17 protein-coding genes are annotated in these 14,779 nt (G+C 36.7%); 13 read left to right on the plus strand and 4 right to left on the minus strand.

The features are described 5' to 3' along the window. Positions 1–10 precede the first annotated feature (10 nt). The 3 genes from zwf to BAU17_RS07925 all read right to left on the minus strand — a co-directional run bounded on the left by zwf (position 11) and on the right by BAU17_RS07925 (position 3,824). Positions 11–1,531, minus strand: a complete 1,521-nt coding sequence (gene zwf / locus BAU17_RS07915; RefSeq protein WP_161902271.1) for a glucose-6-phosphate dehydrogenase — start codon at positions 1,529–1,531, stop codon at positions 11–13. Between the two features lie 286 nt (positions 1,532–1,817). Then, complete coding sequence (gene efaR, locus BAU17_RS07920) at positions 1,818–2,465, minus strand: transcriptional regulator EfaR (protein ID WP_161902272.1); 648 nt, start codon at positions 2,463–2,465, stop codon at positions 1,818–1,820. A 123-nt stretch (positions 2,466–2,588) separates the two neighbouring features. Next, positions 2,589–3,824: an aminopeptidase gene (locus tag BAU17_RS07925; protein WP_161902273.1), complete on the minus strand. Its 1,236-nt coding sequence runs from the start codon at positions 3,822–3,824 to the stop codon at positions 2,589–2,591. Positions 3,825–4,026: 202 nt separating this feature from the next. Between BAU17_RS07925 and BAU17_RS07930 the strand changes: the two genes are divergently transcribed. After that, positions 4,027–4,611, plus strand: a complete 585-nt coding sequence (locus BAU17_RS07930; RefSeq protein WP_161902274.1) for a TetR/AcrR family transcriptional regulator — start codon at positions 4,027–4,029, stop codon at positions 4,609–4,611. A gap of 34 nt (positions 4,612–4,645) precedes the next feature. Here the strand turns inward: BAU17_RS07930 and BAU17_RS07935 are convergent, their stop codons facing one another. Beyond that, entirely contained in the window at positions 4,646–5,086 is a 441-nt protein-coding gene (locus tag BAU17_RS07935) for a flavodoxin (protein ID WP_161902275.1), read from the minus strand. A 166-nt stretch (positions 5,087–5,252) separates the two neighbouring features. Between BAU17_RS07935 and map the strand changes: the two genes are divergently transcribed. The 12 genes from map (at position 5,253) to BAU17_RS07995 (ending at position 14,758) form a co-directional block, all read left to right on the plus strand. Further along, positions 5,253–6,017, plus strand: coding sequence for a type I methionyl aminopeptidase (map, locus tag BAU17_RS07940; protein ID WP_161902276.1), 765 nt, complete (start codon positions 5,253–5,255; stop codon positions 6,015–6,017). Between the two features lie 13 nt (positions 6,018–6,030). Further along, positions 6,031–6,966: a YihY/virulence factor BrkB family protein gene (locus BAU17_RS07945; RefSeq protein WP_161902277.1), complete on the plus strand. Its 936-nt coding sequence runs from the start codon at positions 6,031–6,033 to the stop codon at positions 6,964–6,966. Then, positions 6,966–8,090 (plus strand): glycosyltransferase family 4 protein, encoded by a 1,125-nt coding sequence (locus BAU17_RS07950; protein ID WP_161902278.1) that lies wholly within the window; start codon positions 6,966–6,968, stop codon positions 8,088–8,090. Before BAU17_RS07945 ends, BAU17_RS07950 begins: the two co-directional genes overlap by 1 nt. A gap of 63 nt (positions 8,091–8,153) precedes the next feature. Beyond that, complete coding sequence (locus BAU17_RS07955) at positions 8,154–8,501, plus strand: DUF3899 domain-containing protein (RefSeq protein WP_231474358.1); 348 nt, start codon at positions 8,154–8,156, stop codon at positions 8,499–8,501. Between the two features lie 41 nt (positions 8,502–8,542). Further along, positions 8,543–9,484, plus strand: coding sequence for an ABC transporter substrate-binding protein (locus BAU17_RS07960; RefSeq protein WP_161902280.1), 942 nt, complete (start codon positions 8,543–8,545; stop codon positions 9,482–9,484). Next, positions 9,468–10,223 (plus strand): ABC transporter ATP-binding protein, encoded by a 756-nt coding sequence (locus tag BAU17_RS07965; protein ID WP_161902281.1) that lies wholly within the window; start codon positions 9,468–9,470, stop codon positions 10,221–10,223. The genes BAU17_RS07960 and BAU17_RS07965 overlap by 17 nt, the downstream gene beginning before the upstream one ends. Further along, positions 10,220–10,966, plus strand: coding sequence for an ABC transporter permease (locus tag BAU17_RS07970; RefSeq protein ID WP_161902282.1), 747 nt, complete (start codon positions 10,220–10,222; stop codon positions 10,964–10,966). The genes BAU17_RS07965 and BAU17_RS07970 overlap by 4 nt, the downstream gene beginning before the upstream one ends. 99 nt (positions 10,967–11,065) lie before the next feature. Continuing rightward, positions 11,066–11,515 (plus strand): CopY/TcrY family copper transport repressor, encoded by a 450-nt coding sequence (locus BAU17_RS07975; RefSeq protein ID WP_161902283.1) that lies wholly within the window; start codon positions 11,066–11,068, stop codon positions 11,513–11,515. Beyond that, positions 11,515–11,724, plus strand: coding sequence for a copper chaperone CopZ (copZ, locus tag BAU17_RS07980; protein WP_161902355.1), 210 nt, complete (start codon positions 11,515–11,517; stop codon positions 11,722–11,724). The genes BAU17_RS07975 and copZ overlap by 1 nt, the downstream gene beginning before the upstream one ends. 111 nt (positions 11,725–11,835) lie before the next feature. Then, the gene (locus BAU17_RS07985; RefSeq protein ID WP_161902284.1) at positions 11,836–12,369 is read left to right on the plus strand and encodes a type II toxin-antitoxin system Phd/YefM family antitoxin; all 534 of its coding nucleotides are present in this window, start codon (positions 11,836–11,838) and stop codon (positions 12,367–12,369) included. Positions 12,370–12,526: 157 nt separating this feature from the next. Beyond that, complete coding sequence (locus BAU17_RS07990; RefSeq protein WP_161902285.1) at positions 12,527–13,693, plus strand: pyridoxal phosphate-dependent aminotransferase; 1,167 nt, start codon at positions 12,527–12,529, stop codon at positions 13,691–13,693. Positions 13,694–13,864: 171 nt separating this feature from the next. Beyond that, on the plus strand, positions 13,865–14,758 hold the full coding sequence (locus tag BAU17_RS07995) for a phosphate ABC transporter substrate-binding protein PstS family protein (RefSeq protein ID WP_161902286.1): 894 nt from the start codon (positions 13,865–13,867) through the stop codon (positions 14,756–14,758). Positions 14,759–14,779: the final 21 nt, after the last annotated feature.

The following is a 14,779-nucleotide window of genomic DNA, read 5'->3' on the forward strand; positions in this document are numbered from 1 at the left end:
TCGCTTATTGCTATTTCAATAATCCACGTTCACGATACCATTCATCTGGCGTCCAAATCCATTCGAAACCATCTTTTGCTAATAAATCATAAGCTTCTTTTGGTCCCATTGAACGAGCGGGGTATTGAGGAACTTCTGTTGAAGCTTTATCCCAAGTTTGGCGGATAGTGTCAACAATACGCCATGATTGAGCGACCTCAGCCCAGTGAGTAAAGTTGGTGCTATCGCCATTTAAGGCATCAAGCATCAATTTTTCATATGCTTCAGGAGTATTTTCAATAATTTCTGCACTATTACGATGTTCCAAGCGAATTGGTAACATATTAAATCCTTGTCCAACTTCTTTGCCATTTAGAGATAGTGAGAAGCCTTCAGTTGGTTGAATATAGATTGTTAACACATTTGGTTCCAGAACTTCTTGTTCGCAAGTTGCACCAACAGAGTCTTTAAAGACATTAACGGGGACTTGTTTGAAGACGACATTGATACGAGTTCCTTTCTCTGTTAGGCGTTTACCGGTGCGAACGTAGAAAGGAACACCTGACCAGCGGAAATTATCGATTAAGAATTTTCCAGCAACAAATGTTTCTGTTTTTGAATCTGGATCAACGTTTAGTTCTTCTTTGTATCCAGCAAATGTTTTGTTATCAAAGTCTCCAGCACTATATTGACCACGAACAAAGTTTTTACTTACTTCTTCAGGAGTATAGACACGGACAGCTTCTAAGGCTTTGATTTTTTCTGCACGAATTTCTTTTTCTGAAAAGGCCACAGGTGGTTCCATTGCTAATAAAGATAAGATTTGTAAAATATGATTTTGTACCATATCTTTTAATGCACCACTTTTATCGTAATAACCACCACGTTCTTCTACACCTAAGTCTTCGGCAATGTTAATTTGGATGTTATCAATGTGTCGATTGCTCCAAAGTGATTCAAAAATGCTATTGGCAAAGCGAATCGCTGAAATATTTTGAATCATTTCTTTACCAAGGTAATGGTCAATTCGATAAATATCTTCTTCTTGAAAGACCTGAGCGATTTCTTGGTTTAATTGGTGAGCTGTTTCATAATCTGTTCCAAAAGGTTTTTCAATAATTACTCGGTGATAGCCATTAACATCTAACATTCCTTGAGTTTTTAGATGAGAAACAATTGTTCCAAAGAAGTTTGGTGACATCGCTAAGTAAAATAAGCGATTGCCTTCTAATTGATATTTTGCATCTAACTCATCAGAAAGTTTTTTGAGTGTATTATAATGTTCCGTATCTTGAACATCATGCGATTGATAATAGAAGTGAGAGGCAAAAGCTTCTGCTTCTTCGGTTGTTGGTTCTAAACCAGCAATTGTTTCTTTAATAATGTCGCGGTATTTTTCATTTGTCCACGGACGACGAGCTGTTCCGATAACTGCAAAGGATTCAACCAAATCACCTTTGCGATAAAGACGGAATAAAGATGGGTATAACTTTCTTTGTGCTAAATCACCAGTACCACCAAAGATGGTAAACAAAACCTTTTTTTCATTCATAGAGTTCACTCCTAATTCAATTTAAAGTAATAAATTTTTTTCAAAAATTTAGTTCGATTTTCATCACGTATATCATTCCACTAGCTAGAACTGAAAGAAAAGTGGAAGTGACATCCTAATTCAATTTAAAGTAATAAATTTTTTTCAAAAATTTAGTTCGATTTTCATCACGTATATCATTCCACTAGCTAGAACTGAAAGAAAGTGGAAGTAATATTCTCATTCAATTAATGTGATGTTTCTTTCGTTAGTTGTTAAAAATTGTAAAAAGATGGGGCTATGTTTTTTATACTTGATCAACAAAGATGGTGCTTGCTGCTTTGTAACTAATCGGGATGGTTTTTTCTTCATTTTGAATAGTTATGGGCCCTTCGTAAGCTGCAACATCGATAATTTCATATTCTTCATGAAGTTTGACGTCAATCGATACAAGATAATCCAATAGTTCGCGTTCATCCAGAACTCGGGCAATTTTAATTTTTGTACCTACTGGATATGAACTAAGTGTTTCTCTTTTTATCTCATGGATAGTTTGTGTTTCGCTCGGAATCATACCACCATGTGGACAGTATTTTGGATGATTAAGATATGTTTCTAAGCGTTCTGCAAGGGTAGAAGAAGTTACATGTTCTAATACTTCTGCATCATCGTGTACGTCATTCCAAGAATAATTTAAATGTTCTACTAAAAATACTTCCCATAAGCGATGACGTCGAATCAGTGCACTAGCTTTTTGCAAACCAGCTGCTGTTAATTGTACGCCTTGATAAGGGGTGTGCTTGACTAGTCCTTCTTTGACGAGTTTGGAGACCATCTCGCTAACGGAGGCTGCAGAAATAGCCAGTCCAGACACAATTTGTTTGTTATTGATTTTTTGTTGGTCACCGCCAAGTTCTAAGATTAACTTTAGATAATCTTCTCGATTTGGTGTCATTATGAATCATCCCTTCTATATGAAGTAAAGTTTATCAAAATTTTAGCTTTTTTACTACGGAAAAGAAAGAAAATTCGGATAAAAGAAAAGCAAAAACGAAAAATTCGTTTTTGCTTTGAATAATTACGCCCAATCACCATTTCTAAAGATAGGTGATTGACTGCCATCTTTACGAATACCATCAATATTCATTTGTGCAGAGCCAACCATGAAATCAACATGTGTTTGACTACGATTTAGGCCTGCAGCGATTAGTTCGTCTTCAGTCATTTCTGTGCCACCTTGTAAATTGAAGGCATAAGCTGAACCCAATGCTAAATGGTTTGAGGCATTTTCATCAAATAGCGTATTGAAGAAAATAATTCCTGATTGTGAAATAGGAGAGGGATCTGGTACCAAAGCAACTTCACCTAAACGTTTGGCACCTTCATCGATAGCTAGTAATTTAGCCAAAACATCTTCTCCTTGTTCAGCACTGAAATCAACCACTTTTCCATCTTTAAATGTAAATTTCATACCAGAAATGATAGTTCCCGCATAACTTAATGGTTTGGTACTAGTAATGTATCCATCAATTCGACGACTATCTGGTGCAGTGAAAACTTCTTCTGTTGGCATATTTGCCATGAATTTTTCACCACGTGCATTAAAGCTACCTGCACCTTCCCATAAATGATTTTCTGGTAAACCGATAATTAAATCTGTTCCCGGTGCTGTGTAATGTAAAGAGTCGAACTGTTCATTATTCAATTTGTCTGCTTGTTTTTGTAGGGTTTCATCATGTTTTTTCCAAGCAGCTACAGGATCTTCAGTGTAGATGCGTGTTGTCTTAAATATTTGATCCCATAATGCATCTTGCGCATCACTTTCAGAAAGATTAGGAAAGACTTTTTTTGCCCACTCCACACCTGCTGCTGCGGCAACTACCCAGCTAACTTTATTGGATTGTGTTGCTAAACGTAAGTTATGCAATGCTTTACCAGTTGCAGCTTGATAAGTTGCTACACGCTCTGAATCAACGCCTGCTAAGGCACCTGGATCAGAAGAAACGATGCTAATTCGGCTGGCACCTTTGGCAATCCAATCATCTGTTTGATCAATACGATGTTGTGGTACATTTTCTAAACGGTCTTGACTTGCATGAGTTAAAAATTCTTTTTGAATAATGTCATCAGACCATTGCAAGATTACTTCATCAGCACCTAGTTCATAAGCTTTTTGTGTAATAAGACGTGCTAAAGGCGCTTGTTCCACATTAATTTGTAAAACAACTGTATGTGATTTTTGGACATTGACACCCACTTCAGCAATTAGTTGTGCATATTTTTCGAGATTTTCATTAAAATTTGCTAAAACCATGATTGATTTTCCTCCTATTTTCAATTAATTCTATGATAACATTAAGCAAAGAAAAGTGGCATTGTTTTGTTTAAATAATAAGAAATGTTTTTTTTATTTAAAAGATAAACGAGCAAAATTTGAATTCTATGAAAAACATGTTAAAATAAGGAAAATGTGAATTTGAAAGCGGTATATATTGAATGTAAGGAGACCGAAGTTTATGGCAAGAAAAAAAACGATTACTAGAGAGCAAATTTTAAGTGCTGCGTATGAAGTTGTTGCAAAAGAAGGTTTTTCCCGTTTTACTGCTCGAAATATTGCGGCAAAAATGAAATGTTCGACGCAACCGATTTATTTAGAGTTCAAAAATATGGACGATTTAAAAACGGTGTTAGTTGCTGAGATTCTTGATGCATGGTCATCAAAAATGATTGATAAGGTAATCACAGGGAATCGACTAGTGGATTTAGGTCTAAATTGTATTGAATTTGCTAATCAAGATAAGCAGTTATATAAAGCCCTTTATTTAGAAGGGGAGAATGATATGGCACAAATGAAAGAATATTCGTATGATTTTTTTGTCAATACGATTATTAAAGGCACAGAGTATGATGGTCTGACTGCTGAACGAACAGAAGCGTTATATACAGGATTTTGGATTCTTATTTCAGGATTAGCAGCGTTAACTTCTTCAAGTATTTTAGACTTATCGCAAGAAGAAATTATTGAATTGCTGACCACCTCATTTGAAACGATGAAACATAGCAAACCTGTTGATTTGAGTTTTAAAACATTACGACCATAAAAAAATTCCAGCTTCAATGTAAGCTGGAATTTTCTTATGCTTTTTCGACAAGACTTTTGGCAAATGCTTCTAAGTTTTGAATATCTTCTTCTTCGGCAGCTAAGTCTACTTTTACTTTTTCTGCTCCTTTAGTCGCGCCTGTTTTAAGAAATAATTCTTCAAAATCATCGACTGATTTGCAGAAATGATCGTAAAACGTATCACCAGAACCACAAACACCGAAGATTTTACCAGTCAAATCAAGTTCAGCTAAATCATCATAAAAGTCCATAATCTCATCTGGCAGTGTCCCTTCATCGTACGTGTAGGTTGCTACCACACAAATATCCGCATCTTCAAAGGTATCTGCATCGATTTGTGTACATTCTTCTATTTCAACTTCAATGCCCATTTCTTCCATTGCTTCAGCAACGATATCGGCAATTTCTTCGGTATTTCCAGTCATGCTGGCGTAAACAATTTTGGCTAAAGTCATAATAACCTCCTGTTTTTTCTAGGTATTTCTAATCTACAGCTTGATTATAGCAAAATAAATGCATTATGGAAACCACACCTAGAAAGAGAAATGATAGAGGAACTTGGAAAAAATCGGGTTCCTATGGTAAAATGGATAGGATTTCAACAAAGGGGACGAAAAAAATATGATTACATTAAAATCACAAAGAGAAATTGACCAAATGGCCGAATCAGGCGCATTGTTAGCAGATGTACACAAACAATTACGGACATTTATTAAACCAGGAATTAGTAGTTGGGATATTGAAGTGTTTGTTCGTGATTATATTGAGAGTCACGGTGGTGTTGCTGCACAAATTGGGTTTGAAGGTTATAAATATGCAACATGTTGCAGTATCAATGATGAAATTTGTCACGGTTTTCCAAGGAAAAAAGTATTGAAACAAGGGGATTTAATCAAAGTGGATATGTGTGTTGATTTAAAAGGCGCCATTTCTGATTCATGTTGGTCATACTCTGTTGGAGAACCCACTCCTGAAGTACAAAAACTAATGGATGTAACAAAAAAAGCATTATATTTAGGGATTGAACAAGCGCAGGTAGGCAACCGTATTGGTGATATTGGTCATGCGATTCAAACCTATGTTGAAGGTGAAGGGTATGGCGTGGTTCGTGATTTTATCGGCCATGGGATTGGACCAACGATTCACGAAAGCCCTGCAATTCCACATTATGGTGAAGCAGGTAAAGGCTTGCGTCTAAAGGAAGGTATGGTTATTACAATTGAACCGATGGTAAACACTGGCACATGGAAAATGAAGATGGATCCAAATGGTTGGACAGCTTATACATTAGATGGTGGCTTAAGTTGCCAATATGAACACAGTTTAGCAATTACAAAAGAGGGTCCACGTATTCTAACTTCACAAGGCGAAGAAGGCACGTACTAAAAAGGAGAAGGCGATGAACGCATTAAAAAAACTCCAAGGAAATGATAACGTTAAACGTTTCATTCAAACGGTACAACAACGAGTTCGTGACTCAGAGATGGGAACTACATCGATTGTTGTAGCATATTATTTATTACTTTCATTATTTCCTTTATTAATTGCAGTTGGTAACGTACTGCCATTTCTACACATTAATCCAAATAATGTTTTGCCATACATTCAGGAAGTAATTCCAGAGCCGATTTATGATTTCTTGGGACCAGCAATTAAAGACCTTTTGACACAAGGATCGGGAGGCTTATTATCAATCTCAGCCATTGCGACGTTATGGTCTGCAAGTCAAAGTATCAATGCCATGCAAAAAGCCATGAATAAAGCATATGGCGTAGAAGACCGTGGGAATTTTATTATTACACGAATTGTTTCTGTCTTTATTGTTGTCTTGTTACTGATTGCGATTGTTGGTGTCACTATTGTTGTTGGTTCTGGTAAACTTATTTTAGAAGCTTTACAGCCAATTTTTGGATTTCAAGACACGATTATTAATACTTTCCAGACGGTGAAGTGGCCATTAACGATTGTGACGATGATGGCGTTGATGAGCGTGATTTACTGGATTGTACCAAATGTAAAAGTACGTCTACGTTCGGTCTTACCAGGAGCTGTGTTTGCTACAGTTGGTTGGATGCTTTTGTCACAAGTCTTCGGATTATATGCGAAATATTTTGCGGCAAGAGTCAGCGGATACCAAATTATTGGAAGTTTTGTGGTCTTAATGCTCTGGTTAAATTTTGCTGCAACAGCCATTGTGTTAGGGAGTATTATTAATGCCGTGGTAGAATCGTTTGTCAACGGTGAGGTTGTTGAACGCTCTGCGCCGCTTGCGAAATGGAAAACACGTGTAAAAACACATTTTGGTAAAAAGAGTGATGAAAGCGAGAAAAAATAATGGGATTTACATTTCAATTTATTATACGTCTATTTATGACGATGATGTTATCGCTGATTTTAACACCATTCATTAAAATTTTAGCCTTTAAAATAGGCGCAGTTGATAAGCCTGGCGAGCGGCGAATTAATACAAAAACGATGCCGTCAGCAGGAGGACTCAGTATTTTTATTTCCTTTTCAATTGCGGTGCTATGGGAATTTGGTGATACGTTAGACATTCATCGCATTTGGCCCATGCTTTTAGGAGCATTGATTGTAGTGATTACAGGATTGTTAGATGATGTGTTTGAATTAACCCCTCTGCAAAAAACACTCGGTTTAGTTTTGGCAGCATTGGAAATTTATTTTATTGCAGGTATCCGAATTAATACGGTGACGATTCCTTTTTTAGGATTTTTCCAATTAGGTTGGCTCAGTTTGCCAGTGACACTCATCTGGATTTTAGCCATTACTAATGCAGTGAATTTAATTGATGGTTTGGACGGCTTAGCATCCGGGGTATCAATTATTGCTTTGATTACGATTGGTATCATTAGCTTTTTCTTTTTACCAGATACTGGGGTCGTCTTGGCAATTTTAATTTTCTCATTAGTTGCTGCAATTGTCGGCTTTTTCCCGTATAATTTTTATCCAGCGACAATTTTTCTCGGAGATACGGGTGCCCTGTTCTTAGGCTTTATGATTGCAATCTTTTCGTTGCAAGGCTTGAAAAATGCGACGTTTATTTCGGTAATTACCCCGATGTTTATTTTGGGCGTGCCGATTACAGATACGGTTTTTGCGATGATTCGTCGTCGTTTCAATAAGCAACCAATTTCGTCAGCTGATAAAATGCATTTGCATCATCGGTTAATCTCACTTGGTTTTACTCATCGAGGAGCAGTATTGACGATTTATGCCATGGCGATGGCTTTTTCATTTATTGCTTTGCTAATGAATTATGCCAGTACATGGGCAATTATTTTATTAGTGATTAGCACGACATTTGGTTTAGAGTTATTTATTGAGCTAATTGGGTTAGTTGGTGAAAATCGCCAACCGCTAATGAAAGCTTTAAAATTTCTAGGAAATCGTAGTTACCGTCAAGAGGTTTTGAAAAAAACGGATGATGAAGAGGAGTAGGAAAAAACATTTATCAATTATTGGTAAATGTTTTTTCTTTAAAATTTAGGAGGGATTTGTTTGGTGAAAAAACATCCTGCAATATTATTTGCAGCACTTTTTGTTGTTGGTATTTTCGTTTATTTTGGCATGGGTTCAGGAATTAATTTTAGACAATTATCAGATGTCTTTTTTGTCGTAGGTGTGATTCCTTTTGCTTTTGGAATAGCAAGTGTTGTGTTTCAATCTAACATGTTTCAAAATCATTATCGCACGAAGATTGAAAGAAAAGATCGGATGAATCATCATATGAAAAATCATTACCAACAATTACTAGTAAAAATTGGCCCCATTAGTCGCTTCTTTTTGGAGACTGGGGCAATGCTTATTTTGATGAGTCTAATTTTTGTGTTTATGAATTTTTTGCAATAAAATAAGTAGTCGGAAAAAGAGTAGGAAGGAATGTAAAACAAATGAAGAAACGTTTACTTACAATGAGTTTATTGGCGCTTGTGGCATTAGCTGGCTGTGGAACGAAAGAACCAGCAGAATCAACAGAATCAGCGGATGTGCCAGTTGTCAAAGTTGGTGTGATGCCATCCACAGATAATATGCCTTTGATCGTAGCTCATGAGCAAGGTTTTGATAAAAAACATGGTGTTGAAATTGACTTACAAACATTCAAATCAGGAAAAGATCGAGATGCGGCCTTTCAATCAGGCGCAGTGGATGGGATTAACGCCGATTTAGTCGGAGTTGCTGCTTACTTGCAAGGTGGTATGGACGTTAAGATTACGAGTGCGACATACGGACAGTTTGATTTAATCGCTCCTTCTGATATTCAATCGGTCTCTGAACTAAAAGGCAAAGACGTGATTGTTTTGAAAAATCAAGGACCAGAATATGCCGTAGACAAAATCTTGGAAAAATCTGAAATGTCTAATGCAGATGTCTCAATCGTTGATGTACCGCAAGTACCTAGTCGTGTCGAATTATTGCAAAATAATCAAGCAGCGGCAGCTATTTTACCAGAACCTTTTGTGACGATGACAAAGAGTCAAGGAATGACAAATTTAGGTTCGACACGTGACATTGGTTTAAATCCGTTTGTGTTATGTTTTACAGATGATGTAATTGAAGAAAAATCAGAAGCTTTACAAGGCATGTACGATGCTTATAACGAAGCTGTTGACTGGATGAAAAACAACGACAAATCAGCTTATATTCAATTATTTATTGATGAAATTGGTTTTCCAGAAACGTTGAAAGATGAAATCAAGGTGCCAGATTATCCACATGCCAGTCCAGCAACGGAAGACGATATTGTCAGTGCCTTTGATTGGGCAAAAGAAAAAGGTATCTTAAAAACAGAAATTCAACCAAAGGATGTATTGAGTGATGTCTACTTCAAATAAAACTATGACACTCGACAATGTATCCGTGAAAATTGAAGAAAAACAGATTCTCGAAGCAATTAACTGTCAACTTGAAGGGCAAAAGATTTATGCATTAATTGGCCCTTCTGGTGCAGGTAAAACAACTTTATTACAAGTGTTGGCAGGTTTACAAGAGGTCATATCAGGAAAAATCACATTTGCTGGACAGTCACCGAAAGAAGCGGTTATTTCATTAGTTCCTCAAGACTATGGATTGCTCCCTTGGCAGACCGTCAAACAAGCGATACTTGCTGGTAGACAAATTAGTTTAGGGAAGCAGTTGACTGCTGCTGATAAAACCGTAGTTGATGAATTATTAGCACGCATGGAGTTGACACAACTAATTGATAGCTATCCTAATCAATTAAGTGGTGGCCAAAAACAGCGAGTTGCTATTACGCGTGGGTTAGCGACTCAAAGTGATTTATTGCTACTAGATGAACCTTTTTCCGCATTGGATGCTTTTACGCGAGAAAAAGCACAGCAACTGTTTTTAGAAAGCTGGCAACAAGTCAAGCGATTGACTGTGTTTGTTACACATGATATCGAAGAAGCGTTGTTATTAGCACACGAAGTGATTATTTTAGAGGCAAATCCTGGTCGAATAAAAAAAATTGTTCCTTCTCCATTTCAGGATAAAACACGCTTAAGTGATTACCGTCAAACGGAGCAATTATTCACTACTTCTTTAGCCATACGAAAGGAGATTGCAGGATGAAGCAACTACAGCGTGTATTAGGGGCTTGTGCAGCGATTATTATACTATTAGCAATTTGGTGGGGTGGAAGTCTTTGGCTACAAAAACCGTTATTACCAACTCCTTGGCTAGTATTGGAACGGTTGCCAGAGTTATTTTCAACAGGCATTTTTCAGCATTTATCTGTCAGTTTTTATCGAATCGTGATGGGAATGTTGTGGTCTGTTCTTGGAGGTTTTGGAATTGGCTTATTGATGGGGAGTTTTTCACGTTGGTCTTATTTTTTTGATCCGTTAATTTACTTAACCTATCCGATTCCTAAGATGGCGTTATTACCAATTGTGATGTTACTTGGTGGTTTAGGCGATGGTTCTAAAATTGCGATGATTGTCCTCATTGTTTTACCTCAAGTAACCATCTCTGTTCGTGATGCGATACGGGAAATACCTAGCAACTACTATGATGTTTATCGTTGCTTAAATGCGACACTTTGGCGACAATTTCGAGCGATTACGCTACCAGCAACCTTGCCAGCTATTTTTAGTGCCATCAGAATTTCTTTAGGTACAGCCATTTCCATTTTATTTTTTACGGAAAACTATGGGACTGAATTCGGCATGGGCTATTTTATTATGGATGCATGGACTCGCATGGATTATCCTGCGATGTATGGTGGGATATTAATTTTAAGTAGTTTTGGTTTCTTCTTATTTGTATTAATGGATATCTTATCCAAACGACTATTTAAATGGCAAAAAAAATAAAAAGTACCAGAGTTTGGTGCTTTTTTATTTTGAATAATTAATTTATTTTGACAAAAATAGATTACAGATGTAAACTAATGAAAAGAGGAGGCGATGTAGATGCCTACAATGCATGAACCAGTAAAAATTAGTGATTCTGAATGGGAAGTTATGCGTGTTGTTTGGACCAAAGGAAAAGTCGATGCAACCACGATTAACGAATTATTAAGCCAATCAAAAGGTTGGAAAATAGCAACAATCAAAACGCTATTAGGAAGATTGGTGAAAAAAGACATCTTACATACAGAGAAAGAAGGTAAGAAATTTCTTTATTCTGCTAAGGTGAGTGAAGATGCCATTGTAAAAAATGCGACAGCAAATTTATTTTCACATATTTGCGCGCAAAAATCTGGAGAAACAATTGCTAACTTAATTTTAGAGGTCGATTTAACAGCAGAAGATATTGCGATGATTCAAGGAATTCTTGCTGAAAAAGCACCTGTTCAAATGATTGCTTGTAATTGTATTCCTGGTCAATGTGACTGTAATCAAGGAGGAAAAACAGCATGATTAAACAAACTTTTGCTATCAATGGGATGAGCTGTCAACATTGTGTTGGACGTGTAGAAAAGGCTGTCCACGAATTACCTGGTATTAAAAAAGTTAAAGTGAATTTAAAAAAACAAAATGGTGTCATTAAATTTGATGAAACAGAAACATCGGCTGAATCAATTGTGGCAGCAATCAATGAAACCGGATATGAAGCCAAAGTGTTATAAAAAATATAAAATGTGAGGAAACACAAGATTTCCTCACATTTTTTTGATTCTAATGAAATCTTCCTGCGAAGTTATGCTATAATGTGAGAGTCGAGACAAGGAGGGGAAGAAATGGAACTGAAAAAGCTAGAAGTTCCCACAACTTCAATTACAGAAGTTAAAAAATCTCCGATGGACGTATTTAACCAAGCACGTGAAGCAGAAACAGCAGTCTATGTGTTTAATCGCGAGAAAGTAGCTGGTGTGATGTTGACACAAGAGCAATATGAGAATTTGCTGCAAGAATTGCATGAGTTAAGAGCACGTCCAACTGAAACAACTGCTGAGGAATTGGATTATCCTTCAGTATCAGGTTTGGAAGATTTTTCTCATACATTACGAAGCGCATTAATTACAGGAGCCACTATTTCAGCCAAAAATTTGGACGAACGAATGGTCGCTTTAGGTTTTATCACGAAAAAGACCGGTTTTGGTGGTGTGGTAGACATGATTAATGAATTAAAGCAAACAGGCAAAATTAGCTATCAATTACGTCGTAAGCCAAATAATCAAAGCGTGATTGCTGAAGTGATTGGTGAACCAGATAATCAAACGCAATTATTCGATAAATTAATTATCAAAAAAATATATTTAAGAGAAGCATAATAAGGCGGAGGTTGAAGCGTAATTCAACCTCTTTTTTTTGTGAAAAATGAAATAAAATGTTGAATTGTTAGAAAATTATGACAAAACACTATTGATTTTTTTAATAAAATGTAGTTATATGGTAAGATAGCAATCATTAATACACGAGGTGAAATGTATGGATTTAACAAAACGTTTTAATAAACAAGTAGATAAAATTGCCGTATCGTTGATTCGTCAATTCGATGAACGTGTGTCAAGCATTCCTAATATATTAAAATTAACATTAGGCGAACCCGATTTTAATACACCAGAACATGTTAAAAATGCTGGTTCACAAGCGATTACAGATAATTTCAGTCATTATACAGGAATGTCAGGTTTACCTGATGTTCGTCAAGCGGCTAGTCAATTTTTGGAAAAAAAATACCATGTGTCATATGATTGGCAATCAGAAGTTTTAGTGACAGTAGGTGCGACGGAAGCCATTTCAGCGAGTTTATTAGGAATATTAGAACCAGGAGATAAAGTGTTACTGCCAGCACCTATTTATCCGGGATATGAACCTGTGATTACACTGGCTGATGCTGAAATTATTTACATGGATACTAGTGACAATGGGTTTGTTTTGTCGCCAGAACTGTTAGAAGCGACATTAGAAGAGCATGGCGAAAAAGTGAAAGCCGTCATCTTAAACTATCCAAGTAACCCAACTGGTGTCACTTATTCTCGTGAAGAAGTACAAGCGTTGGCGGATGTATTGAAGAAATATCCGGTATTTGTGATTAGTGATGAAATTTATAGCGAATTAACGTATGATGAAGACCATGTATCAATCGCTGAATATTTACGTGAACAAACAATCTTAATCAATGGCTTGTCCAAATCTCATGCGATGACTGGTTGGCGTGTTGGTTTCATTTTTGCACCAAAAGAGCTAACCAAAGAAATCATCAAAGTTCATCAATATTTAGTAACTGCCGCAGCAACTGTTTCTCAAAAAGCAGCGGTCCAAGCGTTAGTTGAAGGAATTAATGATGCCCAAGTGATGAAAAAAGAGTACCAAGAGCGTCGTGATTTTGTTTATGAAAAAATGACAAGCTTTGGTTTTGAAGTCGCCAAACCATCAGGAGCTTTTTATATTTTTGCTAAAATTCCAGCTAATTGTATCCAAGATTCTATGGAGTTTTGTGTCGATTTAGCTGAAAAAGAAGCCTTGGCAGTTATTCCAGGTATTGCTTTTGGTGATGCTGGTGAAGGATATATTCGTATTAGTTATGCCGCTAGTCTAGCGAACCTAGAAGAAGCAATGACACGGATGGAGCGATATATAACTGAGAAATAAACAAAAACAATACCAGGTGAGGCAGATAGTTGCCTCACCTTTTTGTATGTATATCAGAGATTTACACAACTTTTACATTATCAGGCTGAATCTTTACATAAAGTCCACGAAGGATTTACATTTGCTTGCTAAACTATGGGTGTGACAAAGAAGAGAGGAGCAAAATAAATCATGAAAAAATTAACAGGACTTCTTGTATTAACAGGTATTTTATTAGCAGGTTGTGGCGGAGGAAATGGAGCGACAGATTCATCATCTTCAGGTTCAAACGCGGCATCAAATGACAAGGTAGAAATTTTGGCAGTTGGTTCAACCGCTTTGCAACCATTAGTGGAAGCAGCACAAGAAAGTTTCAAAGCAGAAAATCCTAATTATGAAATTACTGTTCAAGGGGGCGGAAGTGGTACTGGACTAAGCCAAGTTGCGGCAGGTGCTGTGACAATTGGGAATTCAGATGTCTTTGCAGAAGAAAAAGACGGTGTGCCAGCCGATGAATTAGTCGATCATAAAGTTGCCGTTGTAGCAATGGCACCAGTAGTCAATAAAGAAGCAGGCGTTAAAGATATTACCAAACAACAATTAATTGATATTTTTACTGGAAAAATCAAAAACTGGAAAGAAGTGGGCGGTGCTGATTTAGAAATTTCAGTAGTTAACCGTGCTTCAGGTAGTGGTACTCGTGCGACTTTTGAAAAATGGGGCTTAGATGGTGCAGAAACAATTCAAACCCAAGAACAAGATTCTTCAGGAACTGTGCGTCAAATCGTTTCTCAAACACCAGGAACAATCAGTTATCTAGCCTTATCTTATATTGATGATTCGCTACAAGCATTAGCTATTGATGGTGTTGAACCAACGCCAGAAGCAATCGAAACAAATGATTGGACAATTTGGTCATACGAGCATATGTATACAAAGGGTGAACCAGATGCAGATGTGAAAGCATTTTTAGATTACATGGTGACTGATGAAGTCCAAAATGGCATTGTAAAAGAACTAGGCTACCTACCAATTACCGAAATGAAAGTAGAACGTACGGTAGACGGTGAAGTCAAAGATTTATAATCTTCCCCTATAGAATAAAAA

The sequence above is a fragment of the Candidatus Enterococcus willemsii genome, from assembly GCF_009933335.1.
Lineage (GTDB): Bacteria > Bacillota > Bacilli > Lactobacillales > Enterococcaceae > Enterococcus_F > Enterococcus_F willemsii.